Annotated in this window: 22 protein-coding genes and 2 tRNA genes; 16 read left to right on the forward strand and 8 right to left on the reverse strand. The window is 60.9% G+C overall.

The genetic code is table 11. The features are described 5' to 3' along the window. Positions 1-79 precede the first annotated feature (79 nt). The 9 genes from ndk to der all read left to right on the forward strand — a co-directional run bounded on the left by ndk (position 80) and on the right by der (position 9,487). A complete protein-coding gene (ndk, locus tag BM346_RS01170; protein ID WP_092008482.1) occupies positions 80-508 on the forward strand; it encodes a nucleoside-diphosphate kinase in 429 nt (142 codons plus the stop codon). 53 nt (positions 509-561) lie between these two features. Next, positions 562-1,674: a 23S rRNA (adenine(2503)-C(2))-methyltransferase RlmN gene (gene rlmN / locus BM346_RS01175; RefSeq protein ID WP_092008483.1), complete on the forward strand. Its 1,113-nt coding sequence runs from the start codon at positions 562-564 to the stop codon at positions 1,672-1,674. Between the two features lie 29 nt (positions 1,675-1,703). Beyond that, entirely contained in the window at positions 1,704-2,531 is an 828-nt protein-coding gene (gene pilW, locus BM346_RS01180; RefSeq protein ID WP_227662964.1) for a type IV pilus biogenesis/stability protein PilW, read from the forward strand. Further along, positions 2,518-3,609 (forward strand): RodZ domain-containing protein, encoded by a 1,092-nt coding sequence (locus BM346_RS01185; protein WP_092008485.1) that lies wholly within the window; start codon positions 2,518-2,520, stop codon positions 3,607-3,609. Before pilW ends, BM346_RS01185 begins: the two co-directional genes overlap by 14 nt. Positions 3,610-3,691: 82 nt before the next feature. Then, entirely contained in the window at positions 3,692-4,810 is a 1,119-nt protein-coding gene (gene ispG / locus BM346_RS01190) for a flavodoxin-dependent (E)-4-hydroxy-3-methylbut-2-enyl-diphosphate synthase (protein WP_092008486.1), read from the forward strand. Positions 4,811-4,852: 42 nt separating this feature from the next. Then, a complete protein-coding gene (gene hisS, locus BM346_RS01195) occupies positions 4,853-6,133 on the forward strand; it encodes a histidine--tRNA ligase (protein ID WP_092008487.1) in 1,281 nt (426 codons plus the stop codon). Positions 6,134-6,214: 81 nt separating this feature from the next. Then, positions 6,215-6,871: a YfgM family protein gene (locus tag BM346_RS01200; protein ID WP_092008488.1), complete on the forward strand. Its 657-nt coding sequence runs from the start codon at positions 6,215-6,217 to the stop codon at positions 6,869-6,871. Next, complete coding sequence (gene bamB, locus BM346_RS01205; protein ID WP_092008489.1) at positions 6,871-8,046, forward strand: outer membrane protein assembly factor BamB; 1,176 nt, start codon at positions 6,871-6,873, stop codon at positions 8,044-8,046. Before BM346_RS01200 ends, bamB begins: the two co-directional genes overlap by 1 nt. Before the next feature lie 22 nt (positions 8,047-8,068). After that, positions 8,069-9,487 (forward strand): ribosome biogenesis GTPase Der, encoded by a 1,419-nt coding sequence (gene der / locus BM346_RS01210; protein WP_092008490.1) that lies wholly within the window; start codon positions 8,069-8,071, stop codon positions 9,485-9,487. Positions 9,488-9,558: 71 nt separating this feature from the next. Here der and pta read toward each other — a convergent pair whose 3' ends face one another. The 3 genes from pta to BM346_RS01225 form a co-directional block, all read right to left on the reverse strand. Beyond that, positions 9,559-11,706: a phosphate acetyltransferase gene (gene pta / locus BM346_RS01215; protein ID WP_092008491.1), complete on the reverse strand. Its 2,148-nt coding sequence runs from the start codon at positions 11,704-11,706 to the stop codon at positions 9,559-9,561. Positions 11,707-11,716: 10 nt separating this feature from the next. Continuing rightward, complete coding sequence (locus tag BM346_RS01220) at positions 11,717-12,922, reverse strand: acetate/propionate family kinase (protein WP_092008492.1); 1,206 nt, start codon at positions 12,920-12,922, stop codon at positions 11,717-11,719. 90 nt (positions 12,923-13,012) lie between these two features. Beyond that, on the reverse strand, positions 13,013-15,436 hold the full coding sequence (locus BM346_RS01225; protein WP_092008493.1) for a bifunctional diguanylate cyclase/phosphodiesterase: 2,424 nt from the start codon (positions 15,434-15,436) through the stop codon (positions 13,013-13,015). A gap of 295 nt (positions 15,437-15,731) precedes the next feature. Between BM346_RS01225 and ccoM the strand changes: the two genes are divergently transcribed. Beyond that, positions 15,732-15,878: a cytochrome c oxidase subunit CcoM gene (gene ccoM, locus BM346_RS18010; RefSeq protein ID WP_167812659.1), complete on the forward strand. Its 147-nt coding sequence runs from the start codon at positions 15,732-15,734 to the stop codon at positions 15,876-15,878. Between the two features lie 4 nt (positions 15,879-15,882). Here the strand turns inward: ccoM and BM346_RS01230 are convergent. The 3 genes from BM346_RS01230 to BM346_RS01240 form a co-directional block, all read right to left on the reverse strand. Next, positions 15,883-15,958, reverse strand: a tRNA-Glu gene (locus tag BM346_RS01230). Positions 15,959-16,065: 107 nt separating this feature from the next. Further along, positions 16,066-16,980: a TIGR01777 family oxidoreductase gene (locus tag BM346_RS01235; protein ID WP_092008494.1), complete on the reverse strand. Its 915-nt coding sequence runs from the start codon at positions 16,978-16,980 to the stop codon at positions 16,066-16,068. Positions 16,981-17,038: 58 nt separating this feature from the next. Next, on the reverse strand, positions 17,039-17,407 hold the full coding sequence (locus BM346_RS01240) for a sirohydrochlorin chelatase (protein WP_092008495.1): 369 nt from the start codon (positions 17,405-17,407) through the stop codon (positions 17,039-17,041). A 132-nt stretch (positions 17,408-17,539) separates the two neighbouring features. Here BM346_RS01240 and BM346_RS01245 point away from each other — a divergent pair, with 132 nt between their 5' ends. The 4 genes from BM346_RS01245 (at position 17,540) to abc-f (ending at position 21,164) form a co-directional block, all read left to right on the forward strand. After that, the gene (locus tag BM346_RS01245; RefSeq protein WP_092008496.1) at positions 17,540-18,148 is read left to right on the forward strand and encodes a DUF924 family protein; all 609 of its coding nucleotides are present in this window, start codon (positions 17,540-17,542) and stop codon (positions 18,146-18,148) included. A gap of 82 nt (positions 18,149-18,230) precedes the next feature. Beyond that, positions 18,231-18,306: transfer RNA gene (locus tag BM346_RS01250), tRNA-Gly, on the forward strand. A gap of 108 nt (positions 18,307-18,414) precedes the next feature. Then, positions 18,415-19,221, forward strand: a complete 807-nt coding sequence (locus BM346_RS01255; RefSeq protein WP_092008497.1) for an MOSC domain-containing protein — start codon at positions 18,415-18,417, stop codon at positions 19,219-19,221. Continuing rightward, positions 19,221-21,164 (forward strand): ribosomal protection-like ABC-F family protein, encoded by a 1,944-nt coding sequence (gene abc-f, locus BM346_RS01260; protein ID WP_092008498.1) that lies wholly within the window; start codon positions 19,221-19,223, stop codon positions 21,162-21,164. The genes BM346_RS01255 and abc-f overlap by 1 nt, the downstream gene beginning before the upstream one ends. Before the next feature lie 105 nt (positions 21,165-21,269). On the opposite strand, the gene BM346_RS01265 is transcribed toward abc-f, so the two are convergent. Beyond that, entirely contained in the window at positions 21,270-21,701 is a 432-nt protein-coding gene (locus BM346_RS01265) for a universal stress protein (protein ID WP_092008499.1), read from the reverse strand. A gap of 243 nt (positions 21,702-21,944) precedes the next feature. After that, positions 21,945-22,760, reverse strand: a complete 816-nt coding sequence (locus BM346_RS01270; protein ID WP_092008500.1) for a hypothetical protein — start codon at positions 22,758-22,760, stop codon at positions 21,945-21,947. Positions 22,761-23,137: 377 nt separating this feature from the next. On the opposite strand from BM346_RS01270, the gene fadB reads away from it, so the two are divergent. Together fadB and fadA are read left to right on the forward strand one after the other, a co-directional pair. Beyond that, positions 23,138-25,285: a fatty acid oxidation complex subunit alpha FadB gene (gene fadB / locus BM346_RS01275; protein ID WP_092008501.1), complete on the forward strand. Its 2,148-nt coding sequence runs from the start codon at positions 23,138-23,140 to the stop codon at positions 25,283-25,285. Between the two features lie 26 nt (positions 25,286-25,311). Next, positions 25,312-26,487, forward strand: a complete 1,176-nt coding sequence (fadA, locus tag BM346_RS01280; RefSeq protein WP_092008502.1) for an acetyl-CoA C-acyltransferase FadA — start codon at positions 25,312-25,314, stop codon at positions 26,485-26,487. The last annotated feature ends 106 nt before the right edge of the window (positions 26,488-26,593 follow it).

Here is a 26,593-nt window from a genome sequence, read left to right on the forward strand (position 1 = left end):
TGTCGGTAGGCAGCCGGCCCCTTACTGCGTATAATCTCAGGCCGGAATTTTCACCCGAAACCCAACTGGAGCCATAATTATGTCCACTGAGCGCACGCTCTCCATCATCAAGCCGGATGCCGTTGCCAAGAATGTCATTGGCCAGATCCTGTCCCGTTTCGAGAACGCCGGTCTCAGGATCGTCGCCGCCAAGATGATGCACCTGTCCCAGGAGCAGGCGGAAGGCTTTTACGCCGAGCACAAAGAGCGTCCTTTCTTCGGTGACCTGGTGGCTTTCATGACTTCCGGCCCGGTGGTTGTCCAGGTACTGGAAGGTGAGGGCGCGATCGCCAAGAACCGTGACCTGATGGGTGCCACCAACCCCAAGGAAGCCGAGTCTGGCACCATTCGCGCCGATTTCGCAGAGACCATTGATGCCAATGCGGTCCATGGCTCCGACTCCGCGGCTTCCGCCGAACGGGAAATCGCCTATTTCTTCAACGACAGCGAAATCTGCCCCAGGGGCTGATGCTGTCCGGGGTGGCTCTGGCCGCCCCGTCCGTTATCTGATCGAGACTGACCATGACTTCTGATGTCGCAAAAACCAATCTGCTGGGAATGCCCAAGGCCAAGCTGGAGGCGTTCTTCGAATCCCTGGGGGAGAAGCGTTTCCGCGCGACCCAGGTGTTGCAGTGGATGCATCAGCGCGGTGTCGACGATTTCGATCAGATGACCAACATGAGCAAGGCGCTACGGGAAAAACTCAAGCTGGTGGCGGAGGTACGTGGCCCGGAAGTGGTCTACGATGAAACCTCGAAAGACGGCACCCGCAAATGGGTCATGCGCATGGACTCCGGCAACAGTGTAGAGACCGTGCTGATTCCCGACGGCGAGCGCGGCACCCTGTGCGTTTCCTCCCAGATTGGCTGCAGCCTGGACTGCACCTTCTGCTCGACAGGAAAAAGAGGCTTCAACCGCAACCTGACCGCCGCGGAAATCATCGGCCAGGTCTGGGTTGCCCGCAAGGCTTTCATGCCCTTCGACCCGAACGCCGACCGGCCCATCACCAACGTGGTGATGATGGGGATGGGCGAGCCACTGCTCAACTTTGACAACGTTGTGGACGCAATGAACCTGATGATGGAGGATCTTGCCTACGGCATTTCCAAGCGTCGGGTCACCGTCAGCACCTCCGGCGTTGTGCCGGCTCTTGACCGCCTGGGTGAGGTGAGCGACGTTTCCCTGGCAATCTCTCTGCACGCACCCAACGACGCCCTGCGCAATACCCTGGTGCCGTTGAACAGGAAATACCCCATTGCCGAGCTTCTGGCAGCTACCCGCCGCTATCTGGCCCGGTTGCCGGACAAGCGCAAGGCCACCATAGAGTATACTGTGATCGAGGGCACCAATGATCAGCCGGAACACGCCCATGAACTGGCGGAAGTTCTCCGGGGTCTGCCCTGCAAGATCAACCTGATTCCGTTCAACCCGTTTCCCGAGAGCGATTTCAGGCGGCCAAGCATGAATGCCACCCGTCGATTCCAGAAAATTCTCAATGAAGCGGGCTACATCACAACCATCCGGACCACAAGAGGCGATGATATCGACGCCGCCTGCGGACAGCTGGTTGGCCAGGTGGAGGATCGGACCCGACGCAGTCAGCGTTATATTCCGGTTCATCAGATGACCCCCTGATAATCCATGTGAGGTCCCGGGAAAACAACATGCAATCAGTATATGCTGCAGGATTATTGACCAGGCTCAGAGTGCCGCTGATGGTTTGCATGCTGATGCTTGCGGCCCTTCTGGCCGGCTGTGTCACCACCACAGACAGTCGGTTCGCCCGGGAGGCTGATCGTGACGAGGCGGTCGATAACTACGTGCGCCTCGCCACGGCCTACCTATCGAAAGGCAATTACGACCGCGCCCGCAATCACCTCGACCGGGCTCTGGAGCTGGACAGCTCGGATGCGGCGGCCCTGGCCACCAAGGGTCTGTTGTATCAGGCGGAAGGCGAGCCGGAACTGGCTGAGGAGGCCTATGAGAAGGCCCTCAGAAGCGATTCGGGCTACACCCGTGGCCGTGTGTTCTACGGCGCTTTCCTCTACAACAACCAGCGCTACGAGGAAGCCCGCGAGCAGTTCCGTGTGGCGTCCCGGGACACCGGCTACGAAGACCGGGCCTCGGTGTTCTACAACCTTGGCCGCACCAACGAAAGACTCGGTAATCTGGAGGCGGCCGCGGGCGACTATGAACGCGCGGTGGAGCTTCGCCGTGGTGACAGTCGTGCGTTGCTGGCCCTGTCCAGGGTTCTGGCGGATGCCGGGGACTGGTCAATGGCGTCGCGCTATTACAGCCGCCTGAGCCAGATAATCCAGCGCAGCCCGCAGTTAAGGCACACGCCGGAAAGTCTCCTGGTAGGCGTTCGTATCGCCCGCCATTTCGGTGACTACAACCGCGAATCCAGCCTTGCGCTGCTGCTCAGGAATGAATATCCGAATTCGGAAGAATACAGACAATACAAGGCACTGATCGCAGATGACAACGGATAACGCCAGCCAGGATGCCCGGCAGCTGACGGCCGGCGAACGACTTCGGCAGGCCCGCGAATCGGCCGGACTTTCCGTTACGGAAGTGGCGGACAGGCAGCACCTCAGGCCTGCCGTCATTGCCGCTATCGAGAAGGGCGACTACAGCCAGGTTGACAGCGAGCTTTTCCTCAAGGGCTATGTCAGGGCCTACGCGTCCCAGGTGGGCCTCGACCCTGACAGTGTGGTTCGCCAGCTCGACGGTGAGCTGGAGCCTCTGCGAGAGCAGAAGAAGGCGCAGGTGGAAGCCAACCCACTGGTGACGATAGAGCGCAGAAAGCGCCGCAAGCGCCAGGTGGCCAGGGTGGTATTCGTTCTGGTGGTGCTGGCCGCTCTCTTTTACGGTGGCTCTCTGTACCTCGCCCATCAGCAGGCGGAGGAAGCCGTTTCAGATGATTCGAATACAGGGCAGCTGAACACGCCGGCGGTACCCGTCGGCAACGACGGGATGCCAGGGGATGATGTCGAGCCCGTCCCTGATGCCGGTGAAGCAGCTCCCGCGGAAGCGGACCAGTCGCTGGACACGGACCCGCAGACTGAGGAGTCAGAGTTGCAGTCGTCGGCCGTCGTGGAGCAGGAGAATGGCACGGAGACCGGGCCCGAGGTCACTGAAGTTACCAGCGGGGATGACGACCCGGAAGCCACCGATGAGGCGGGTTTCGAAGGCGAGGCCGCCGGCCCCGAGCCCGGTACCGTCGATATGGGGTCTGATCCGGTACCGGTACCGACGATAGCGGAAGAACCGGATACCACGCCCCCTCCGGTTCCGGAGACCGTCAGCCCGGAGCAGGATGAGGCAGGGCGGCTGGTGGCCTCGTTCAACGATGACTGCTGGGTTGAGGTGCAGGACAGTAACGGACGGGTCCTGGTGGCCGAACTTCGCCGTGCGGGAGAAACCCTCGATGTAACGGGTGAGGGTCCACTGAGAGTCGTTTTCGGTGCGGTGGACGCAGTCTCCTCGGTAAGGTACGGGGGGGAACCCGTTGATCTTTCGGCCCGCCCCGCCCGCAACAACCGGGTAGTTCTGACCCTGTCGCAGTGACAGGGCCGGACCGGGCAGGAAGGGCGCCCCCGGGTGACCAGGTGCGCACCATTTTCACTTACTCAGATCGGTTTGGCCGTTTATGAAGCTCGAATCCCCTATTAAACGTCGCAAGTCACGGCAGATCATGGTGGGCAACGTTCCTGTCGGGGGCGACGCACCGATCACCGTGCAGAGCATGACCAACACGGAAACCCGCGACGTGGCCGCCACTGTTGCCCAGATCGAGGCACTGCAGTTGGCAGGCGCCGATATCGTGCGGGTCTCGGTGCCCAGCATGGACGCCGCCGAGGCGTTTGGCCGGATTCGCCAACAGGTTAGCGTCCCCCTGGTCGCGGACATCCACTTTGACTACAAGATCGCCCTGCGGGTGGCAGAGCTTGGCGTTGACTGCCTGCGCATCAATCCCGGCAACATTGGCCGCGAGGACCGGGTCAGCGCGGTGATCGGGGCGGCCCGGGACAAGGGCATTCCCATTCGTATCGGTGTCAATGCCGGGTCCCTGGAAAAGGAACTGCAGCGCAAGTACGGCGAACCAACCCCCGAGGCCCTGGTGGAGTCCGCGATGCGCCATATCGACATCCTGGACCGTCACGACTTCCAGGACTTCAAGGTGAGCCTCAAGGCCTCTGAAGTGTTCATGACCGTGGCGGCCTACCGCAAGATTGCGGATCAGATCGAGCAGCCTCTTCACCTGGGTATTACCGAGGCCGGTGGCTTCCGCTCCGGGACCGTGAAATCCTCCATTGGTCTGGGCATGCTGCTGATGGACGGCATCGGCGATACCATTCGCGTTTCCCTGGCGGCGGATCCCGTTCAGGAAATCAAGGTGGGCTACGATATCCTCAAGAGCCTGCGCCTGCGTAGCCACGGCATCAATTTTGTGGCCTGCCCCAGCTGCTCGCGTCAGAACTTCGACGTCATCCAGACCGTGAACGACCTGGAGGCCCGCCTGGAGGACGTCAATATTCCCCTGGATGTGGCCATCATCGGCTGCATCGTCAATGGCCCTGGCGAGGCCAAGGTGGCCGACCTTGGTCTGACCGGAGGCTCGCCGAAGAACCTGTTCTATGCTGCCGGCAAACCCAATCAGAAGCTGGTCAACGCGACCCTCACCGATGATCTGGAACGGTTGATTCGTGAAGAAGTTGCCCGCCGCAAGCAACAGGAAGAATCCATTATCGCGAAGTCCGGTCAGTAAACCGGGTCCACTGACCGTCAATTCAACGAGAAAGGTTTTAACTTGGCTAAGATTCAGGCAATTCGCGGGATGAACGATATCCTGCCCGAACAGACTCCGGTCTGGCAGTTTCTGGAAGCCAGAGTCCGTGATGTCCTGGGCGTCTATGGCTACCAGGAAATCCGCATGCCCGTGGTCGAGCACACGGAGCTGTTCCGTCGCTCCATCGGCGAGGTCACCGATATCGTCGAGAAAGAAATGTACACCTTCGAGGATCGCAACGGTGACAGTCTTACCTTGCGGCCTGAAGGCACCGCCGGCTGCGTGCGGGCGGCTGAGGAGCACGGTCTGCTGTTCAATCAGACCCGGCGGTTATGGTACACCGGGCCGATGTTCCGTCACGAGCGGCCCCAGAAAGGTCGGTATCGGCAGTTCCACCAGGTAGGGGTGGAGTGTTTCGGCATGGACGGCCCCGACATCGATGCCGAGCTGCTGATCCTGACCGCCCGCCTGTGGCGGGAACTGGGTTTGATGGAGCACGCGCGGCTGGAGATCAACAGCATCGGCACTTCCGAGGCCCGGGCCGAGTACCGTCAGGCCCTGGTGGATTATCTTGGTGACTTCCGGTCGGACCTCGACCCGGACAGCCAGCGTCGCCTGCTGACCAACCCCCTGCGGATTCTCGATTCCAAGAACCCGGAAACCCAGCGGATCCTGGAAAAGGCGCCCTCCCTGGACGACTACCTGGACGACGAGTCCCGGGAACACTTCGAGCAGCTCACCGGGATGCTGGACGCCGCCGGGGTGGAGTACACCATTAACAGTCGCCTGGTTCGCGGCCTCGATTACTACGGCAGGACCGTGTTCGAATGGGTTACCGACAGCCTCGGTGCCCAGGGCACCATTTGCGCCGGAGGCCGTTACGATGGCCTGGTGGAGCAGCTGGGTGGCCGTCCCACGGCCGCGGTTGGCTTCGCCATGGGCATGGAGCGTCTGGTCCTGCTGCTGGAGACTCTGGAACTGGTGCCGGCAACGGTCAACAGCGATGCGGATGTGTACGTGACGGCACTGGGTGATTCAGCCGTGGCCGAAGCCTTCAGGATCAGCGAGACATTGCGGTCGGCGCTGCCGGGGCGTACTGTCGTCACCCATTGTGGCGGCGGTAGCTTCAAGAGCCAGATGAAGAAGGCGGATCGCAGCGGCGCCGAGATTGCCGTTGTCATTGGTGAGAACGAAGTGCGGGAAGGCGTGGTGGGCATCAAGTACCTTCGCCGAGACGCGGAACAGGAACAGGTGGCACGGGACGACGTCGGCCGCCAGATCGCCGCCCGTCTTGAGGGCTAGTGTCCCCTCTGTTTGGCGGGCCAGACAGGCAAACACCGAAAATAATACGTTAACAGGATAAGGATACTCACAGGAGTCATCATGGCCGAGATGCGGACCGAAGAAGAACAGATTGAAGCCATCAAGAACTGGTGGAAAAAGAACGGCAGTTCGCTGCTGATCGGTATTGCACTGGCGCTGGCCATCGTATTCGGCTGGCAGGCGTGGCAGAACCATCAGGCCCAGCAAAGGGCGGAGGCGGCCAGTGCCTTCAACCAGTTACTGGATGCCGCCGGCGCCGCCTCCACCGAGGAAGACCGGGACACCGTTGCCTATCTGGCGAATCAGGTCCGTGAGAATCATGAAGACAGCGCTTATGCGGTTTATGCCATGATGCTGCTGGCCAATCAGCAGATGATGACAGACAACGACCCTGAAGCCGCTGCCGAGACTCTGGGCTGGGCCCTGGAGCAGACCGAGGCCGGGACCGCCCTGTCACTGGTCGTTCGTACCCGCCTGGCACGGGCCCAGTATGGCGCCGGCCAGTATGACGACGCGCTGTCGACCGTCCGGGGCGCCTCCGACCCCAGCGACTTTGAAGCGATTCTCGCTGAGCTGGAGGGCGATATCCTGCTGGCTGATGGCGACCGCGCCGCTGCCGAGGAGGCCTACCTCAAGGCCCGTAATGCCGCCGGAAATGGTGGCCTGGGTCTGCTCGAGCTGAAACTCGATGATCTGGGAATCGGAGGTGATGCCTGATGCCATGCGGCGTGCGGCTCAAGTCCTTCCTTGCCCCTGCCGCCGTGGCTGCTCTGGCAGCACTCGCACTGGCGGGGTGTAGTTCCACCGAGAATTTCGAAGAAGCGGACCCGGTTCCTGAGGTGGTGTCATCGGTTTCCCTGGAAGCCCGCTGGTCACTGCAGGTTGGTGACGGCTACGACGGCAAATACCTTCACCTGCGACCAACCGTGGTCGGCGGCAGTCTGTACGCAGTATCTGCTGACGGCGAGCTCGTTGCGGTCGGTCCGGCCACCGGCGAGGTCCGGTGGCGCCGTACCCTGGGCGAAACCATCATGGCTGGTGTCGGTGGCGACAGCCGCAACCTGTATGTGGTGACGGCCGATGCCGAACTGATGGCGCTCAATCGCCGTGATGGCGAGGAACTCTGGCGCCTGAGGATGCCCAATGAAGTCCTTGCGCCGCCCAGGTCGAATGGCAGCCTGGTACTGACCCAGACCATCGATGGTAGGGTCGTGGCGGCGGATACCCGGTCCGGCGAGCGCCTGTGGCAGTTCGATGCGCCATCGCCGGCCCTGTCGGTCCGGGACACCGCGCCCCCGGTGGTGGGCTCGGAACTGGCGTTGATCTCGCTGGCCAACGGGCGGCTGGTGGCGCTGTCGACCGACAGCGGGCAGCCGGTCTGGCAGTACACGGTGGGAGAACCCTCCGGTCGGACCGAGCTGGAGCGACTGGTGGATGTTACCGCGGAGCCGGTCATCGTGGAGGGCGCCGCGCTGGTGGCAGGTTACCAGGGTAAGCTGGCGCTGGTGGATCTGCGCAACGGCCAGGAAATCTGGAGTCGGTCCACTTCCACGTTCCACAGTCCGGCCCTGGGCCCTGGCAGGATTTTCATCGCCGAAGCCAACGGCGATCTGGTGGGCCTGGATGCCAGCAACCTCGATCCGGTATGGACCCAGGACGAGCTCTCCTGGCGTCGGCTGTCGGCTCCGAGCGCGATAGATGACTTCCTGGTGGTGGGAGACTATGAAGGCTATCTTCATATTCTTGCCCAGGAGGACGGCCAGTTTCAGGGCCAGAACAGGTTTGACAAGGCGGGTATCCGAGCCCCGATGGTACGCTGGGAGAATCGTCTGATCGTTTATGGCAACAGCGGACGTCTGGCGGCATTCACCCTTAATGATTCGCGCGACTAGCGCCTGATCCAGACGAGAAAGCATGACACCGGTAATAGCACTGGTCGGCCGACCCAATGTCGGCAAGTCCACCCTTTTCAATCAGATGACCCGTTCCCGCGATGCGCTGGTGGCGGACTTTCCTGGCCTGACCCGGGACCGCAAGTACGGTGACGGGGACTATGAGGGCCGCCGTTTTATCGTGATTGATACCGGTGGCCTGACCGGTGAGGAAGAGGGTCTCGACGCGGAGATGGCCCGTCAGTCCATGCAGGCGGTGGAAGAGGCGGATATTGTCCTGTTCCTGGTGGATGGCCGTGCCGGCCTGACCGCCGGCGATGAAATCATTGCAGACCACCTGCGTCGTTCCGGCAAGCCGGCCCACCTGGTGGTGAACAAGACCGATGGCCAGGACCCGGAGGTTGCGGCCGCGGATTTTTACGGTCTGGGCTTTGATTCTGTCTATATGATCGCCGCGGCCCACAATCGGGGCATCCGTTCCATGCTGGAGCTGTTGCTGCCGGAGATGGACGAAGCGGAGGAAGACCGTGCGGACAGGTACCCAGGCATCCGGATCGGGGTGGTGGGCCGTCCCAACGTGGGCAAATCCACACTCGTGAACCGGCTTCTCGGGGAGGAACGGGTGGTGGTCTACGACATGCCCGGCACGACTCGCGACAGTGTGTACATCCCCTATGAGCGGCAGGGTCAGGACTACACCCTCATTGACACGGCAGGGGTTCGCCGTCGCAAGAACGTGAAGGAAGTGGTGGAGAAGTTTTCCATCATCAAGACCCTGAAGGCCATTGAGGATGCCCATGTCGTCATCCTGGTGATCGATGCCCGGGAAGGTCTGGTGGATCAGGACCTGCACCTGATCGGTTTCGTGCTGGATTCGGGCCGCTCGCTGGTGATTGCCGTGAACAAATGGGACGGCATGGATCCGGAAGAGCGAGCCAGTGTGAAGGAGCAGGTGCGCCGTCGCCTGGACTTCCTGGACTACGCGGACAAGCACTATATCTCCGCGCTGCACGGTTCCGGCGTGGGACTGCTCTATGACTCCATCCAGGATTGCTACGAGTCGGCCATGGCAAAATGGCCCACCAACCGCCTGACGGCCATTCTTCAGGACGCGGTGGCGCAGCACCAGCCACCCATGGTTCACGGTCGTCGTATCAAGCTTCGCTTTGCCCACCAGGGGGGCTCCAACCCTCCGGTCATCGTTGTCCACGGTAACCAGACTGAAGCACTGGGGGGGGACTACAAGCGCTATCTGGAGAATACCTTCCGTAAGGTACTGAAGGTGAAGGGCTCTCCCATCCGCTTCGAGTTCCGCTCGGGGGAAAACCCCTTTGCCAATCGGGTCAACCGGATGACGCCCCGGCAGAAGGTCAAGAAGGACAACGATCTGAAGCGGGGCCGGCCAGTGAAAAAAACCCGCATGAAGAGCAAAAAGAAGTAACGAATGACAGAAAGGCCCGCAAAGCGGGCCTTTCTTTTCTTGTGGCTGCAGGGGCGGGAAACCCCAGCGATTCAGTCCCCGGACTGACTCTCGGCCTGTTGGGCCTGCACCGCGGTGAGGGCGATGGTGAAAACGATATCGTCCACCAGGGCCCCCCGGGACAGATCATTGACCGGCTTTCTCAGGCCTTGCAGCATGGGGCCTATGCTCACCACGTTGGCGCTGCGCTGAACCGCCTTATAGGTGGTGTTGCCGGTATTCAGGTCCGGGAAGATGAACACTGTGGCCTTGCCGGCCACCTCACTGTCCGGCGCCTTGCTGCGACCGACGTCGGCGTTGGCAGCGGCATCATACTGGAGCGGGCCATCAATCAGCAGATCCGGTCGCAGTTCCCGGGCGATGCGGGTCGCTTCCCGAACCTTTTCCACGTCCTCCCCGCTGCCGGAGCTACCAGTGCTGTAGCTGATCATGGCAACCGCGGGCTCGACCCCGAAGGCCCGTGCCGAATCGGCGCTCTGAATGGCGATGTCGGCCAGTTCCTCGGCGTTGGGATCGGGATTGATGGCGCAGTCGCCGTAAACCAGCACCTGTTCCGGAAGCAGCATGAAGAAGACGGAGGACACCACCTTCGCTGTGTCCGCGGTCTTGATGAGTTGCAGGGCGGGGCGCACGGTGTTTGCGGTAGTATGGATAGCGCCCGACACTAGGCCGTCGGCCTCGCCCTCGGCCACCATCATTGTGCCCAGCACGACGTTATCCTCCAGCATCGCCTTCGCCATGTCCGGGGCGAGGCCCTTGTGCTTGCGCAGCTCCACCATGGGGTCGACGTAGCGGTCGCGGACCTCCGCCGGGTCGATAATTTCCAGTTCCTCGGGCAGGGTCAGGCCCTGGGATTCCGCCACCGCCTCGATCTCGTCGTATTCGCCGAGCAGTATACAGCGGGCCAGCTTCCGCTGGGTGCAGATGATGGCTGCCTGAACGGTCCGCGGCTCATTGCCCTCGGGAAGTACAATGCGCTTGTTCGCCTCCCGCGCCAGCTGCGACAGTTGGTGGCGGAAAGCCGGGGGCGACAGCCTTCGACGCCGTTGCACCCGCAGGTGGTCCTGAAGCCAGTCGGCGTCCAGGCGCGAGGCAACCGCCTCCATCACCTTCTCAATGCGATCCGGGTCATCGGCGGGCACGGCCCCGGGCAGGTTGGCCAGACCATGGGCAGTTTCGTAGGTATTGTTATCAGTGTGCAGCACCGGCAAACCGGTGGCCAGCGCGCGCCGGCAGAGGTCGATGGTGCGCGGGTCCGGCATAAGGCCGCCGGTCAGCAGCACTCCCGCCAGGGGCACGCCGTTGAGGGCTGCGACCGCGGTCGTGACCAGGATGTCCTCACGGTCGCCGGGGGTAACCAGCAACGTACCCGGGCGAAGGGTGTCGATCATATTGGGTATGGTGCGGGCGCACACGGAAATCTTCTGGACGCGACGGGTTTCGATGTCCCCCTCATGGAGAATATCCGCCGGCAATTCCCGGGCGATATCCGATATCCTCGGGGCCAGCAGATCCGGTTGCCACGGGATGATGCCCAGCAGACAGAGTCGCTCGGCCCGGAAGATCCTGCAGTCAGAGGCGTAGTCGGGAACGTCGGCCGGTGTGGGCTTGCTGAAGGTCGGCAGGAAGCCGGAGTGCTCGGGCTCGCCGACCTTGTTGAGCACAACCCCGATGACATCCGGATCTTCCGGGTCCGCGAACAGGCGCGATGAAAAATCCAGCCATTCGTCCAGCTCTTTGCAGGACCGCTGACCCGGACTGCAGACCAGGATGACGTCCGAGCCGAGATTGCGGGCCATTTCCACATTCATGCGGGCGGTATAGGCTTCGCTCCGGTCCGGTACCAGGCCCTCCACGATTACCACGTCGACGTCCCTGGCTACGGTCTGGAAGCGCCCCACCATATCTTCCATGAACTCATCCGACTTGCCCCGATTAAGCAGGTTCTGGGCTTCCTTCAGGGGGATCGGCGTTGGCGGGTCGAGGTCCGAGCGAGCTTTCACGAAAGGCACCGACGAATCCTCGCCCCCCCTGCCGGCATTGGAGCGGGGCGGCTGGCTTACCGGCTTGTAGAATCCGACCCTGACTCCGACCCGGTCGAGTGCCCGCAGCAGGCCGAGACAAACCGAGGTGAGTCCACTGTCCAGTTCGGTTGGGGCGACAAACAGGCTCTTGGCCATGGGTGCTCCTTTAGTTGCTCATGTTCTTGTCACGGGCGCGCTCAGCGGCCACCGTGGCGGCTTCCCGGGCAATCACTGCCTCCTCCCGGGTGGGGATTACCAGTATCGCAAACCGGCTTTCGGGAGCGTCGATACGACCGTTTGTGTCACGGCCGTGGTCCCGGTTGGCAGTTTCGTCCATGACAAAACCGGGCAGGATGAGGTGTTCCAGAGTCCGGGCCCGCACCCGGTCGCTGTTCTCGCCGATGCCCCCGGTGAAGACAAGGGCATCCAGGGTCTCAAGAGAGACCATCATCGCCCCGATGTAACGGGCCAGGCGGAAGCAGAAAACCTCGAATGCGTCCTGGCAGTCCTGATTGCCTGCGTCGGCCTCCCTGAGCAGGTTGCGCATGTCGCTGGTGGTGCCGGAAAGGCCCAGAAGGCCGCTCTCCCGGTTCAGCAGCCTGTGGGTCTCGTCAGCCTCGATGCCCTTGCCGGCAAGGAAGTCGAACAGCCCGGGGTCCACGTCGCCGCTGCGGGTGCCCATGACCAGGCCCTCCAGAGGCGTCAGGCCCATACTGGTGTCAACGCTTTCGCCGTTGCGAATGGCGGTGATACTGCAGCCATTGCCCAGGTGCGTCGAGATGATGGAGGTCTGGGCCACGGTCTTGCCGAGCCGGTCGGCCGCCTGCTCGGCCATGTACTGATGGCTGGTGCCATGAAAGCCATAACGGCGAACACCCCAGTCGTCATAGAAGCGGCGTGGGACAGGATACAGCCAGGCATGCCGGGGAAGGGTCTGATGGAAGGCAGTATCGAATACTGCCACCTGGGGTACGCCCGGATACAGTTCCCTGGCCGCTTCAATCCCGGCGAGGTTAACGGGATTGTGCAGCGGTGCCAGACTCGAGCACTCCTCGATGGCCTGTATCACCCGCTCGTCCAGCAGGGCCGCTCCGTGAAAGGCCTCGCCGCCGTGGACCACCCGGTGCCCGATGGCAACCGGCGCGTCGAGATAACCCTGGTCCCGGAACCAGCGGATGCTGGTCTCCAGTGCCTCCCGGTGCCCGGCGTTGTCCGCCAGGGCGACCGGTTCCCCCTGATCGGGAACCAGACGGGCCCCGGACTGGCCCAGGCGTTCGGCCAGTGCTGAGTGCAATTGCTCACCCTGTTCGCTGAAGATGGCCATTTTGACGGAGGAACTGCCACAGTTTATGACGAGGATCTGATCGTCCATGGGTCATCGTTTCCTGTTGCCGTTGGTCATGAGAATGATATGCCAGCCAGACTTCGGAGGGTTGATCCACCATCGGCCCGGCGGACCGGGTCAGTTGTCCATGCCTCTCGGGCTGGCGCGTAACCAGTCCAGGAATTCGGCTTCCGGCACGGGCCGGCTGTAGAAGTAGCCCTGGGCGTAATCGCAGCGCAGATCCTGAAGGAAGCGCGTCTGGCCGTCTTCCTCGACCCCTTCCGCAATGACCCTCAGGTTGAGGCTGTGGGCCATGGTAATGATGGCCCGCACCAGTGAGGCGTCATCCACCGACACCAGCACATCCGCTATAAAGGATTTGTCGACCTTCAGCGTATCAAAAGGGTAGCTTTTAAGATAACTGAGGGCCGAGAAGCCGGTGCCGAAATCGTCCACCGAGAGTCGCAGGCCGGCCGTATCCAGCTGGTTCAGTATGGCGGCCGTCTCGATGGTGTTGTCCAGGATCAGGCGTTCCGTGATTTCCAGTTCCACCCGTTGCGGATCCATGCCGGTGTCCGCCAGCGTCTGCAGGGTCGTGGCCACGAACTCCGGGTCACGGAACTGGCGGGGGGAGACGTTCACCGAAATGTTCAGGGCAAGGCCGGTGGCCTGCTCCACGCGCCCCATTGCCGCACAGGCCTGTTCCAGCACCCAGCGGCCAATGGGTATGATCATGCCGGTCTCCTCCGCAAGCGGAATGAACCGGTCCGGCATTACCAGCCCCATGGCGGGGCTTTTCCACCGCAGTAGCGCTTCCGCGCCGGTAACCCGGCCGGTTTGGGTTTCCACGATGGGCTGGTACCAGAGTTCGAATTCATCCAGCTCCAGGGCCCGGCGCAGGCGTGATTCCATCTGCAGCCGTTCGTGGGAGACCTCCTTCATGGCCGGGGCGAACCGTTCCCAGGAACTCTTGCCCTTGTGCTTGGCCTCGTACATGGCGGCATCCGCATGCTGGAGCAGAGTGCCGGTGTTGTCAGAGTCCGTTGGATAGATGGCAATACCGATGCTGGTCGTGACAAACACCTCCTGCCCACTCAGCAGGAAAGGAGGGCCGAAGGCCTTCAGTATCCGGTCTGCCACCATCTCCGCTCCCTGGGGCTCCTTCAGCCCGGGCAGCACCACCAGGAACTCATCGCCACCAAGGCGGGCGACGGTGCTGGTTCCCCGCAGGCAGGCCGAGACACGGCGGGCAGCCTCGACCAGCAGATGGTCACCAGCGTCATGGCCCAGGGTATCGTTGATGTGCTTGAAGTTGTCCAGGTCCAGGAACATGACCCCGACCTGGGTGGACTCCCGGTGAGCCTGCGCCAGCGCTAGCTTGAGCCGGTCAAGCGCCAGCATGCGGTTGGGCAGGCCGGTCAGGATGTCGTAGTTGGCCTGGCGTAACAGTTGCTGTTCATAGCGCTTGCGGATACTGATGTCCTCGCCCACGACCAGGTAATTGCTGATACGACTATCGGCATCCTTGATGGCGGTGACCACGAGCTGTTCCCAGAAACGATCACCGTTGCGCCGAACGCTGTGAACCTCGCCCTGCCAGACACCGACCCTCTGCACCTGGAGGCGGATGGTCTGCCACAACTGCTGGCTGTCGCGCATGCCACGGGCGTCCATGGGAAGGTCGCCTGGTTGCTTGTTGAGCACATCGGCCGCTGCATAACCGGTGAGCTGGGTGAACTTCTGGTTGACGAACTCGATCCGCCACTGACGATCGCAGATCATCACCGAGGAGGGACTCTGCTCCACCGCCTTGGAGAGTTTGCGGATCTCTGCCTCGTCCCTGGCCTGGCGTGACAGGTCCTCCCGCAGTCGCTGACGCATGTGGTTGAACGCCTCGGTGACCTGGCCAAGTTCATCCCTACGATGACGTCGTGTATCGGGACGGTCCAGGGTCAGGGGGGAGTCCAGGCTCTGCAGGGAAAAATCCCGGGCATAGTTCGCCATCCTGGTCAGGTGCCGGGTAACCAGATGCCGGAAGATCCAGACAATCAGAATGGAGATAAGAAAGGTCTTCAGGAACTGGGTGGTCAGTATCACCCAGATCTTTCTTTCCAGCTCCTGGTAGGTACGGGCGAGCGAGGCGGTGATGGTGAGCTCCCCGAGTTCGGTCTGGAGCGTACCGTCATGGGTGATCTCGAAGGAATGCTGGCGGATGGCTGCGTCACGCTCAGGCCTGTCGCCGATCACCAGCTCTGAGTCCGGATAGATCCGCAGGCGGAGGTGAACGATATCCGGCAGGGACAGAATGCCCTCCAGCTGGACCTGAAGCAGATTCTGGTCAAGTGCCCAGAGGCTCCGTGCGAGGCTCGACGAATAGCTGGTTTCCACCACCTCGAATCGCTCCTCTATCGCCGCGAGGTCCTTGCGAAAATCACCGTAGATCTGGATGCCCGTGGCAATCAGGGTGAACGCGGAGCTGAACAGGAGGATATAGGCGAGCAGGCGGAACGACAATGGCGACCCCTGGCGGAACTGCTTTAGGCGCGAAAAGAGGCTGAGCATGCCGTTGTCTGTCCGGCTTCCTGGATGGATTTGATTGGGCCCGGGCGGCATGGCGATCTGGTTTGCAGACCGGATCCGGCGAACGAGAGCCGGCTACGACATGGTCGCCCATTTCCTCTGCAGACTATAGCAGGATGTTCCATCCGTTGCCCTGCAAAGTGCGGAAAAGCTACGAAAAAACCGATATTGGTCCGGGACGCCAGGCCTTTGATGCAGGTCAAGACGGGTTCTGGCACTCAGGCGTAGTCTGAAATTACAGAAGTCAGTTCAGATGTGACAAATGAGGAGTGAAGCCATGTACATGGACACTGTGGTGATTGCCGGGGTTGGAACCGTTTTGCTGATGGTTGGCTTTATGGCCGCCGTGGGCGCTTTCGTGGTCTGGGATGCGAAAAAGAAGGCAGCCGGTGCGGGTAAACATGACAGCCATCATGGTCGTTAAAGAGTGGCGTCCCCTGGGGGGTTCGAACCCCCGTTGCCGCCGTGAAAGGGCGGAGTCCTAGGCCACTAGACGAAGGGGACGCATTTCTCTGAACCATTGCCTCGTCGAGGTGGCGCGTATATTAAGAATGCGGCCCTGAGGTGTCAAGCCGTTTTCCGAAAAAATTCGTGTCGGCATTGCGACCCTTTTACTCCGATTTTCCAAGGGCTTGCTTCAGGGCGGGCTCAAGTTCTGGATACTGGAACTCGAATCCCTGATCCTGTAGGCGTTGTGGTATGGCACGCTGCCCCGTCAGCAGAAGGCGGGCCATTTCGCCAAGGGCCAGCTTGAGAACCGGGGCCGGCACCGGGAAGAAGGCCGGCCGACCCAGTGTTCTGGCCAGGGTCGAGGTAAAGGTCCGGTTGGTCACCGGGTTGGGGCTGACCACGTTGTAGGGACCGGAGGCGGAAGGTGTTTCCAGCATCCAGATCAGGGCGTTCACCACATCCTGCCGGTGGACCCATGGCATGAACTGCCGGCCGTTCCCGATACGACCTCCGAGCCCGAATTTGAAGGGCAGCACCATCCGCTCCAGAAAGCCACCATCACGGCCCACCACGAGGCCTGTCCGTGACCAGGCCACTCTTACCTCCTTGTCTCTCAGTGGGGCTGCCGCATTTTCCCAGTCCTTGCACAGCTCATGGGTAAACTCCGGATTAGGGGATGTCTCCTCGGTGACCCTGTTATCCCCCTGGGCGCCGTAGAAACCCACGGCGGAACCGGACACCATCACCTCGGGTAACCGGTCGTTTCGCAGCAGGGCGCTGACAAGCTCGCGGGTAAGGGCGATGCGACTGTCCCTGAGCACCTCCTTGCGGCTTTCGGACCACCGCTTCTCGGCGATACCGGCGCCGGCCAGGTTAATGACCCCGTCAAAGGATGGCCCTTCGGCCACTCTCGCCATCTCTGGAACGGGGGTGACCCGGCCGCAGATGGCCCGTACCTCATCGCCCGGGCGCCGGCTGAGCACGTGAAGTTCGTGGCCTTTCTTCAGCAGTTCCTGGCAGAGTACCCTGCCGATAAAACCGGTTCCGCCGGTGATCAGTACGCGTTTCTCGCCCATGATTATCCTCCTGGAACGATCATTGATGTCCTGCCCGGGACATGGGTGTCAAGGGGCACTAGGCTTTCAGTGTGTCTGAAACAATGTCCTTGAGAGCCTCGCCAAGGCGCGGATCCTCCCCAATTGGCGGCAACAGCTCGACCTCCACGTGAAAACGTTCACGATAGTCTTCCAGCATGGCGGGCACGTCCTTGCGAAGATGACGTCCCACGGCCAGGAACAGCGGCACCACCTTGATATGGGTCACCCCTTCGGCCGCCGCTTTTTCCACTTCTGCCTCGAGTGACGGTTCGGCCAGTTCCATGTAGGCAACCCGGGCCTCCGGCAGCGTTCTGAGGGTAGGCGCGGCCAGGGCTTCAAAGGTCTGGCACCAGCGAGGGTCGCTGCTGCCGTGGGCCAGTAAGAGAATCCGTGTGGGTGCGGTCATCCGGTTTTGTGCTCCTTTGGCTGTTGCTCGGTTCAGTGTATAACTGTGTCCCGTCTGCTGCTAACAATCCGGTCGAAGGGTCATGACCCTGTCCCGCGACCGTGGCGTAAGAAACCGATTTGGGACTACTGTATGTTCGCATGGCATGAGCTTCTGGATTTCTGGTTCGGTCCCCTGGACGAATATGGTCTCCCTGACCGGGAGCACCGGGAGCGCTGGTTTCGCTCCAGTCGGGCCTTCGATCAGGAAATCCGCAGGCGGTTTATCTCCATGGTCCTGTTTGCGTCGGAAAACGGCCTCGAGCACTGGCGTCAGGAGCCTGGTGGCAGGCTCGCGGAGATCCTTCTGCTGGATCAGTTCACGCGCCATATATATCGTGGTGGCGAACTCGCGTTTTCCAACGACCGACAGGCGGCGAGCCTGTGTCTGGAGGGGCTCGGTGCAGGGGTTGACCACCGCCTGGTGGCCATTCAGCGGGCTTTCTTCTATATGCCGCTGCAGCATGCTGAAAAACTCGAGCATCAGGACCGCTCTGTCGAGCTGTACGAAAGGCTTGCCGCTTCGGAAGACGGGCCGCTGGGCGCATTCCTGGAAAGCTTTCTGCAGTCCGCCAGGGACCACCGCCAGATCATCCAGCGGTTCGGTCGTTTTCCCCATCGCAACCGCGCTCTGAAACGCCGGTCCACGCCTGAGGAGCAGCAGTATCTCGAGGGAGGAGGCGCCAGTTACGGGCAGGGTTAATTTTTTACGGCAGGGTGTTGACGCCGGGGACGGAATGGGTAGAATACGCAGCCGTTGAGGAGCAACGCCTCCTGACAGACCCGCGGGAATAGCTCAGTTGGTAGAGCACAACCTTGCCAAGGTTGGGGTCGCGAGTTCGAGTCTCGTTTCCCGCTCCAGATTCCGGAAACCCAGCCCCTGTGGCTGGGTTTTTTCGTTTCTGGCTCCCAGGTTCAGTATACTGGCCCGCGTCCTGTTGAATGCTTTGCCCATACCTCGGTGTCCCCATGAAAATAGCGGCTCTTTATTACTATCCGGTGAAGTCCCTGCCGGGGGTTGCCACGGATTCCCTCTGTCTCGACCGCTTTGGACCGGCCGGCGACCGCCGCTGGATGATTGTCGGTGCCGATGGACGGTTTGTTACCCAGCGCAAACACCCGACCCTGGCCCGGGTCAGCTGTAGTCTTGGCGGGGATGGTGTCTGGATTACGGTGCCGGGGGAAGGCCGCTTTCCCCTCGTGGAGGACGCCATGACCCGCAGTGTGACGGTCTGGAAGGACGCAGTGGAAGCACGACAGGCAGAACCAGGGGCAGGGGAGGCATTATCGCGCTTTCTGGGGTTAGAGGTGGAGTTTGTGTACATGCCGGAGGATACGACCCGGCTGGCATGTCACGACGGGCTTGGAGACCGCCATCCCGTGAGTTTCGCTGATGGATTTCCGTTTCTGGTTACCAATATGGCCTCCCTGGCGGATCTGAACCGGCGGCTGCCCAGGCCCGCCGATATTCGCCGCTTCCGGCCCAATATCGTCGTCGAGGGGGCTGATGCCTGGGCCGAGGACCACTGGCGGCAGCTTTCCATCGCTGGCGTGACCCTGGATCTGGTCAAGCCCTGCAGCCGCTGTAACATGACCACTGTCGATCCGGACACCGGGGCCAGGGCCCGCGACGGCGAGCCCCTGAAGACCCTGGCTGCGTTCCGGACATCGCCGGATGGCGTGCTGTTCGGCGTAAATGCGGTTTATCGGGGAAGCGGCGCAATTTCCGTGGGCGACCCCATCACTGTTCTTGACACCAAGGAGTCAGACCTTTAATGCCATTGCTCAACCTGGAAGATATTTCGCTCGCTTATGGCATGCAGCCGCTGCTGGATGGGGCCTCCCTCACCATCGACTCCGGCGAGCGCGTTTGCCTTCTCGGCCGGAATGGCGAGGGCAAGTCGACCCTGCTGAAGATCATCAGCGGCGAAGTGACGCCGGACGCCGGTTCAGTGCGGCTGGACGCGGGCGCAAGGCTTGCGGTGTTGCCTCAGAACCTGCCCTCCAATGACACCCGCACGGCCTACGAGGTGGTGGCTGGCGCTTTCCCCGAAACCGGCGAATTGCTGAGCGAGTTCCACCACCTGTCCCAGCAGGTGGATGAGGCGAGCCTGGATCGCATGATGAAAGTTCAGGAACGGCTCGAGGAACTTGATGGCTGGCGCCTTGACCAGAAGGTGAACACCATTCTTGAGCAATACCGCATCGACCCGGACCAGACCCTGAACACCCTCTCCGGTGGCTGGCAGAGACGGGTTCTGTTGGCCAGCGCCCTGGTGGTGGAGCCGGATATCCTGCTGCTGGACGAACCCACCAACCATCTGGACGTGCCCGCCATCGCCTGGCTGGAAGAGGCTCTGTCGCAATTCCGCGGAGCCATTGTATTTGTCTCCCACGACCGGGCGTTTATCCGTCGTATGGCGACCCGGATTGTCGAGCTGGATCGAGGACACCTTGTCAGTTTCGCGGCCAGTTACGATAAGTACCTTGAACTCAAGGAAAAAGCGCTGGAGGAGGAAGAGCGTCAGAATGCGCTGTTCGACAAGCGCCTGAAACAGGAGGAGGCCTGGATCCGGCAGGGCATCAAGGCGCGTCGTACCCGGAACATGGGCCGGGTGAGGGCGCTCAGGGCCATGCGGGAAGAACGTCAGCAGCGCCGTGAGCGTGTCGGAACCGCGAGCTTTTCGGTGGAAGACGCATCGCGCTCCGGCAAGCTGGTGGTGGATGCCAAGGATGCTGGCTTCCGTTACCCGGATGGCCGGGAGATCATCCGCGACCTGAATATCACCGTTCTGCGGGGTGACAAGATCGGCCTGGTGGGCGAGAACGGCACGGGCAAGACAACGCTTGTGCGGCTGCTGCTGGGAGATCTCGAACCAACAGAGGGTCGTATCCGCCTGGGTACCAACCGGCAGGTGGCGTACTTCGACCAGCTACGTGGCGAGCTGGATCTTGAGCGCAACGCCCTGGACAATCTTTCCGAAGGCCGCGAGTTCATTGAGATCAACGGCCAGCAGAAACACGTTCTGGGGTACCTCCAGGAGTTCCTGTTTTCTCCGGAGCGGGCCCGCTCCCCGGTACGGGTGTTCTCCGGCGGCGAAAGGGCGCGTCTGTTGCTGGCCAAACTTTTCAGCAAACCGGCCAACATCCTGGTACTCGATGAACCCACCAATGACCTGGATGTGGAAACCCTGGAATTGCTCGAGGCCCGGCTTGTGGATTTTGCCGGCACGGTCATTGTGATCAGTCACGACCGGGAATTTCTGGACAACATCGCCACGGATACTCTCTTCCTGGATGGATCGGGCGCCGTGCGGGAATACGTGGGCGGTTACACGGACTGGCGGCGCCAGGGCGGACGCTTTCCCACCGAGCAGGCAACTGGGGGGGCGGGGAAGAAATCGGTGACCCCGGCATCCGGTGGCAGTTCCGCAACTCGGTCTGCGCCCGCCTCCGAGACCCCGTCCGCGGCAGCGCCCGCCAGGCCGGTCAAACTGAGTTACAAGCTGAAACGTGAGCTGGAGCAGCTGCCAGGGTTGATTGAAGAGCTGGAAAACCGGATTGAGGCCCTGAACGGGGAAGTGTCAGGACCGGACTTCTACCAACAGGACACCGATAAGGTCAATGCCAAGCTGGAAGAACTGGCCGTCGCGGAGACAAAGCTTGAGGAGGTGATGAGTCGCTGGGTGGAGCTGGAGGAAATGCGGTCCGGCGAATAGGGGGGAACCGGTGCTCCGGAAGCCTGAATGGCAACGGAGCACCCTGGCTCTCAGTGGCTCAGTAGATCAGCGAACCAACCAACCAAACGGGACGCTATCCCCGGGTCAGTGTATACGCACGGCCAGCACATCGCACTTGGCACCATGCAGCACACCATTGGCGGTCGAGCCGAGCAGCAGCTGGAAGCCCTTGCGACCGTGACTGCCGACGACCACCAGATCCACCCCGTAATCTTCGCTAAGCTGGTGGATCTCCGACTCCGGCCGACCAACCGTGACGATCTGATCATCCTCGCTGATACCGTATTCCTTTCCATATTTGCCAAGCTGCTCCCGGGCAGCCTTATCCAGCTGGTCCTGGAGTTCGCTCAGGTCCATCGGGATATCGCCGCCATAGGCATATCCCACAGGCTCGACAACGTGGGCCAGTATCAGCTTGGCGCCGTGCTGCTCGCTGAGGGCGAGGGCTTTTTTCAGAACCTGCGGAGCTTCTTCCGTCAGGTCAATCGCGACCAGAATTTTGCTGTACGCTGACATATCTGCACATCTCCATGTCCGAAGGGTGGGCGTGAACGTCCGGCTCCGGGGCCGGTTGCCCCTGGAGTGATCAAAGAACTCGGAGCCATCCTGCCGGCCTGGTAGCGACGGGAAAGGCTCCGGGTTTTCAGAGTATAGTTAATACTTTAGGGGATTTTTGCCAAGTGTAAACTGATGGCGGTCAATAAAACGAAAACGGGCCACCATGAGGTGACCCGTTGTCAGGTGGTCGCCTGGCAGTAATCAGGCGGAGCGGAGCACTGACATGGCAGTATCGAGTTCCTGAAGGATGGAGCGGGAATACCGTTCAATCACGAAAACCACATTCTTCTCGGTGTAATTGATGTAGGATTCGCGGATGAAGCGCCACTTGGATTCGATTTCCGATACGGTCTCACTCAACGGGCCCTGGCCGGCTGAATTGACAAATTCACTGATCAGCGCATCAAGTTGACGGGCCTGCTCATCCAGTGGAACCAGGCCTGCGGCGCCCTGGAACGTCTGTGTCACCGGGCTGTAGGACCTGGCCGCGTAACGGGACAGCATCTGGGCCATGAGAATGGAAGCGGAACGGGCGGTTTCCACCTGGGGCTTGATGGGCGTCTGGGAACTTTCGCGGGCCTGGGTGTAGAGTTCCTCGGCGACGTTGCTCATCTTGACCGCCTGGTTTGCCATCTCACCAACCAGTCTCAGATCAGGGTAGCCGATTTCAGTGACGTCGCTGACGTTCTGGGCCATGAGTTCGCTGAAGGTGGCGAATTCTGATCTCAGGGTCTTGATCTGGTCGGGGGTAAGTACGTTGGCACCGCTTTCCGCCACCGCCTGAAGGTTGGTCGTCGCTTCACCCATGTGCTGCTTGATGACCCCTTCGGCCGTGGGGTCGTCGGTGGCGCTATAGCGGTAGTAGGTGCTCAGGGCCATGAAGTTGTTCAGGCGGAATTCGTGCAGCTGCTCAAGGAACAGGGCCCCCTCATCGGCTGCGGATGCCGGTAGGGCCCCGGCCAGCAGCAGAACCACTGCAGCCAGCATGGAATGGACGTGGAGGCGAATGTTGTTCATCGGGTGTTACTCCGTGGTCAGGCGCTTTATTATTCGATCGGACGGGATCCTCATCACAAAGCTAAATTAAGCGTTAGGGCCGATCAAGCGGTTTGTTACAGATTGCGACACTGTTCCCGCATTTCACGAAATTTTGCAGTTATGGCGACGGCTTAGGGGGTGTTCTTAAAGCCGCCTCCTCGGTAATTGTCGGTGTTGGCAATCACAAATGCATTGACAAAATCGCCTTTTTTTCTCATGGTGTGCCCTCCCGGATTCAAACGACTGTATGAATTTTAGATCCGAGCTCTCGGGCAGTGACCGAAAATCCGCTGTCGCACCGATACCGACCCTGTCGGAGCAGGTCGCAGCCATTAACACAGACTGGAGATCAGTTGATGATTTACGAAGGTAAAGCCATCACGGTTAAAGAGATCGAAGGCGGAATCGCACAGCTGAACTTTGACTTGCAGGGCGAGTCAGTCAACAAGTTCAACCGCCTCACCATTGAGGAACTGCGTGCCGCAACCGACAAGTTGAAGGCGCAGGGCAACCTGAAGGGTCTGGTGGTAACCAGTGGCAAGGACAGCTTTATTGTTGGTGCCGACATTGGCGAGTTCACTGACCTCTTTGCCGGCCCCGAGGACGAGCTGATCAACAACAACCTCACCGCCAATGCAGTGTTCAATGACATCGAGGATCTGCCTTTTCCCACCGTTACGTGCATTAATGGAATGGCGCTGGGCGGCGGCTTCGAGATGGGGTTGGCCACCGACTACCGGGTAATGGACAGCAAGGCGAAAGTCGGGCTACCGGAAGTCAAGCTGGGCATCTTCCCGGGTTTTGGCGGCACCGTTCGCCTGTCCCGTCTGGTCGGTGTCGATTACGCCATCGAATGGATCTGCATGGGCTCGGAAAACCGTGCCGACAAGGCCCTGAAAGTGGGTGCCGTTGATGCCGTCGTCGAGGCGGGTAAGCTGATGGACGCGGCACGGGCCATCATCGATCAGTGCAACAGTGGCAAGCTGGACTACCAGGCCCGTCGCGAGGAAAAGAAAGGCAGGATCAAGCTGAACAATATGGAAAGCATGATGGCCTTTGAAACCTCCAAGGGTTTCGTGGCCGGTCAGGCCGGCAAGAACTACCCGGCGCCGGTTGAGGCTATCAAGGTGATGCAGAAGCACGCCAGTCTCACCCGCGACAAAGCGATCGAAGTGGAGGCCAAGGGTTTCGCCAAGATGGCCAAGACCAACGTGGCGGCCTGTCTGGTTGGCCTGTTCCTGAACGACCAGAAGCTCAAGACCAAGGCCAAGAAGTGGGAAAAGGAAGCGGCTGACGTCAAACAGGCGGCGGTTCTGGGTGCCGGCATCATGGGGGGCGGTATTGCTTTCCAGTCCGCCTACAAGGGCACCCCCATCCTGATGAAGGACATCAACGAGGACGGCATCGGTCTGGGTCTGAAAGAAGCCAAGAAGCTGCTCAGCAAGCGGGTCGCCAAGGGCAAGATGAAGCCCGAGCAGATGGCTGACGCCCTCAACAACATCCGTCCGACCCTGACCTATGGCGACTTCAGCAACGTCAACATTGTTGTCGAAGCGGTGGTCGAGAACGTGAAGGTCAAGGACTCGGTGCTGCGGGAAGTGGAAGACCAGGTTTCCGAAGATACCATCATTACTTCCAACACCTCGACCATTTCCATCGATACCCTCGCCAAGAACCTGAAGCGGCCGGAGAATTTCTGCGGCATGCATTTCTTCAATCCGGTACACATGATGCCACTGGTTGAGGTTATCCGCGGTGAGAAAACCAGCGACCGGGCTATTGCCACCACCGTGGCCTACGCCAAGGCCATGGGCAAGACGCCGATCGTGGTCAACAACTGCCCCGGCTTCCTGGTGAATCGGGTCCTGTTCCCGTACTTCGGCGGCTTTGCCGGCCTGGTCCGCGACGGTGCTGATTTCCAGCGGGTGGACAAGGTCATGGAAAATTTTGGCTGGCCCATGGGTCCGGCCTATCTGCTGGACGTTGTCGGCATGGATACGGGCAAGCATGCCAACGAAGTAATGGCCGAAGGCTTCCCGGACCGGATGAAGACCGACTGGGAATCCGCCATCGACGTGATGTACGAGCACAAGCGTTACGGCCAGAAGAATGGCAAGGGCTTCTACGCCTACGAGGAAGACAGAAAAGGCAAGCAGAAGAAGGTGGTAGATGAGGAAACCTACAAACTGCTTGAGCCTGTGGTCAAGGAAAGAAAAGACCTTTCCGACGAGGACATCATCGCCCGGATGATGATCCCGCTGTGCATGGAAACCGTTCGCTGCCTGGAGGATGGCATTGTCGAAGAACCGGCGGATGCGGATATGGGCCTGATCTACGGCATCGGCTTCCCTCCGTTCCGCGGTGGCGCCTTGCGCTACATCGATGACATGGGCGTCGACAGATTCGTCGAGCTGGCAGACAAGTATGCAGATCTGGGTCCGCTGTACCACCCGACCGAGAAGCTGCGTGACATGGCCAAGAACGGCGAAAAGTTCTTCGGTTGAACCCTATTCCGAACGGAGAAAGATCTATGAGCCTTAATCCGAGAGACGTTGTGGTAGTGGATTGCGTGCGGACTCCGATGGGTCGCGCCAAGAACGGCTGCTTCCGCAATGTTCGCGCCGAGAACCTGTCGGCGGCACTGATTGAAGCATTGCTGGACCGCAACCCGAAACTGAACCCCAAGGACGTGGAGGACGTGATCTGGGGCTGTGTGAACCAGACCAAGGAGCAGGGTTTCAACGTGGCGCGCCACATCTCCCTGCTCACCCGTCTGCCCCATGAAACCGGTGCCCAGACTGTCAACCGCCTCTGCGGCTCGTCCATGAGCGCGATCCATACTGCGGCCCAGGCCATCATGACCGGCAACGGTGATGTATTCATGATCGGTGGTGTCGAGCACATGGGGCATGTCCCCATGACCGAGGGGTTCGACCACAATCCGGCATCGTCCAAGTATTCCGCCAAGGCATCCAATATGATGGGTCTGACCGCGGAAATGCTGGCCAAGATGCATGGCATCAGCCGGGAGCAGCAGGATGAGTTTGGCGCACGCTCCCATCGCCAGGCCCACGAAGCGACCGTGGAAGGCCGCTTCAAGAACGAAATCGTGCCCATCGAGGGTCATGACGAGAACGGCTTCGTGAAGCTGATCGAGGACGATGAAACCATTCGTCCGGAAACCACCGCGGAGTCACTGGGCCAGCTGAAGCCGGCCTTCGACCCGAAGAATGGCACCGTCACAGCCGGAACCTCGTCACAGCTGACCGATGGCGCGGCTGCCATGCTGCTGATGTCCGCCGAGAAGGCGCAGGACCTGGGCCTGACTCCGATTGCCAGAATCCGCGGTATGGCGGTTGCCGGCGTGGATCCGGCCATCATGGGCTACGGTCCGGTTCCGGCCACCAGGAAGGCCCTGAAGCGGGCCGGGCTGACCATCGACGACATTGATTTCTGGGAGCTCAACGAGGCCTTTGCCGGGCAGTCCCTGCCGGTGCTGAAGGATCTCAAGCTGCTGGATGTAATGGATGAGAAGGTCAACCTGAACGGCGGAGCGATCGCACTGGGTCACCCCCTGGGTTGTTCCGGTGCCCGTATTTCCACCACCCTGCTGAACATCATGCAGGCCCGGGGTGGCAATCTCGGTGTCTCCACCATGTGTATCGGCCTCGGCCAGGGCATAGCAACGGTGTGGGAGCGCCTCTGAGGCGATTCTGAATCACTGTAATAGAAAGAAAGCCCGGTCCAGTACCGGGTTTTCTTTTGTCTGAAACGCCGAACCCTGTAGGAGCTGGCCTGCCAGCGAGGAGGGC

This window comes from Marinobacter daqiaonensis, from assembly GCF_900115285.1.
GTDB lineage: Bacteria > Pseudomonadota > Gammaproteobacteria > Pseudomonadales > Oleiphilaceae > Marinobacter > Marinobacter daqiaonensis.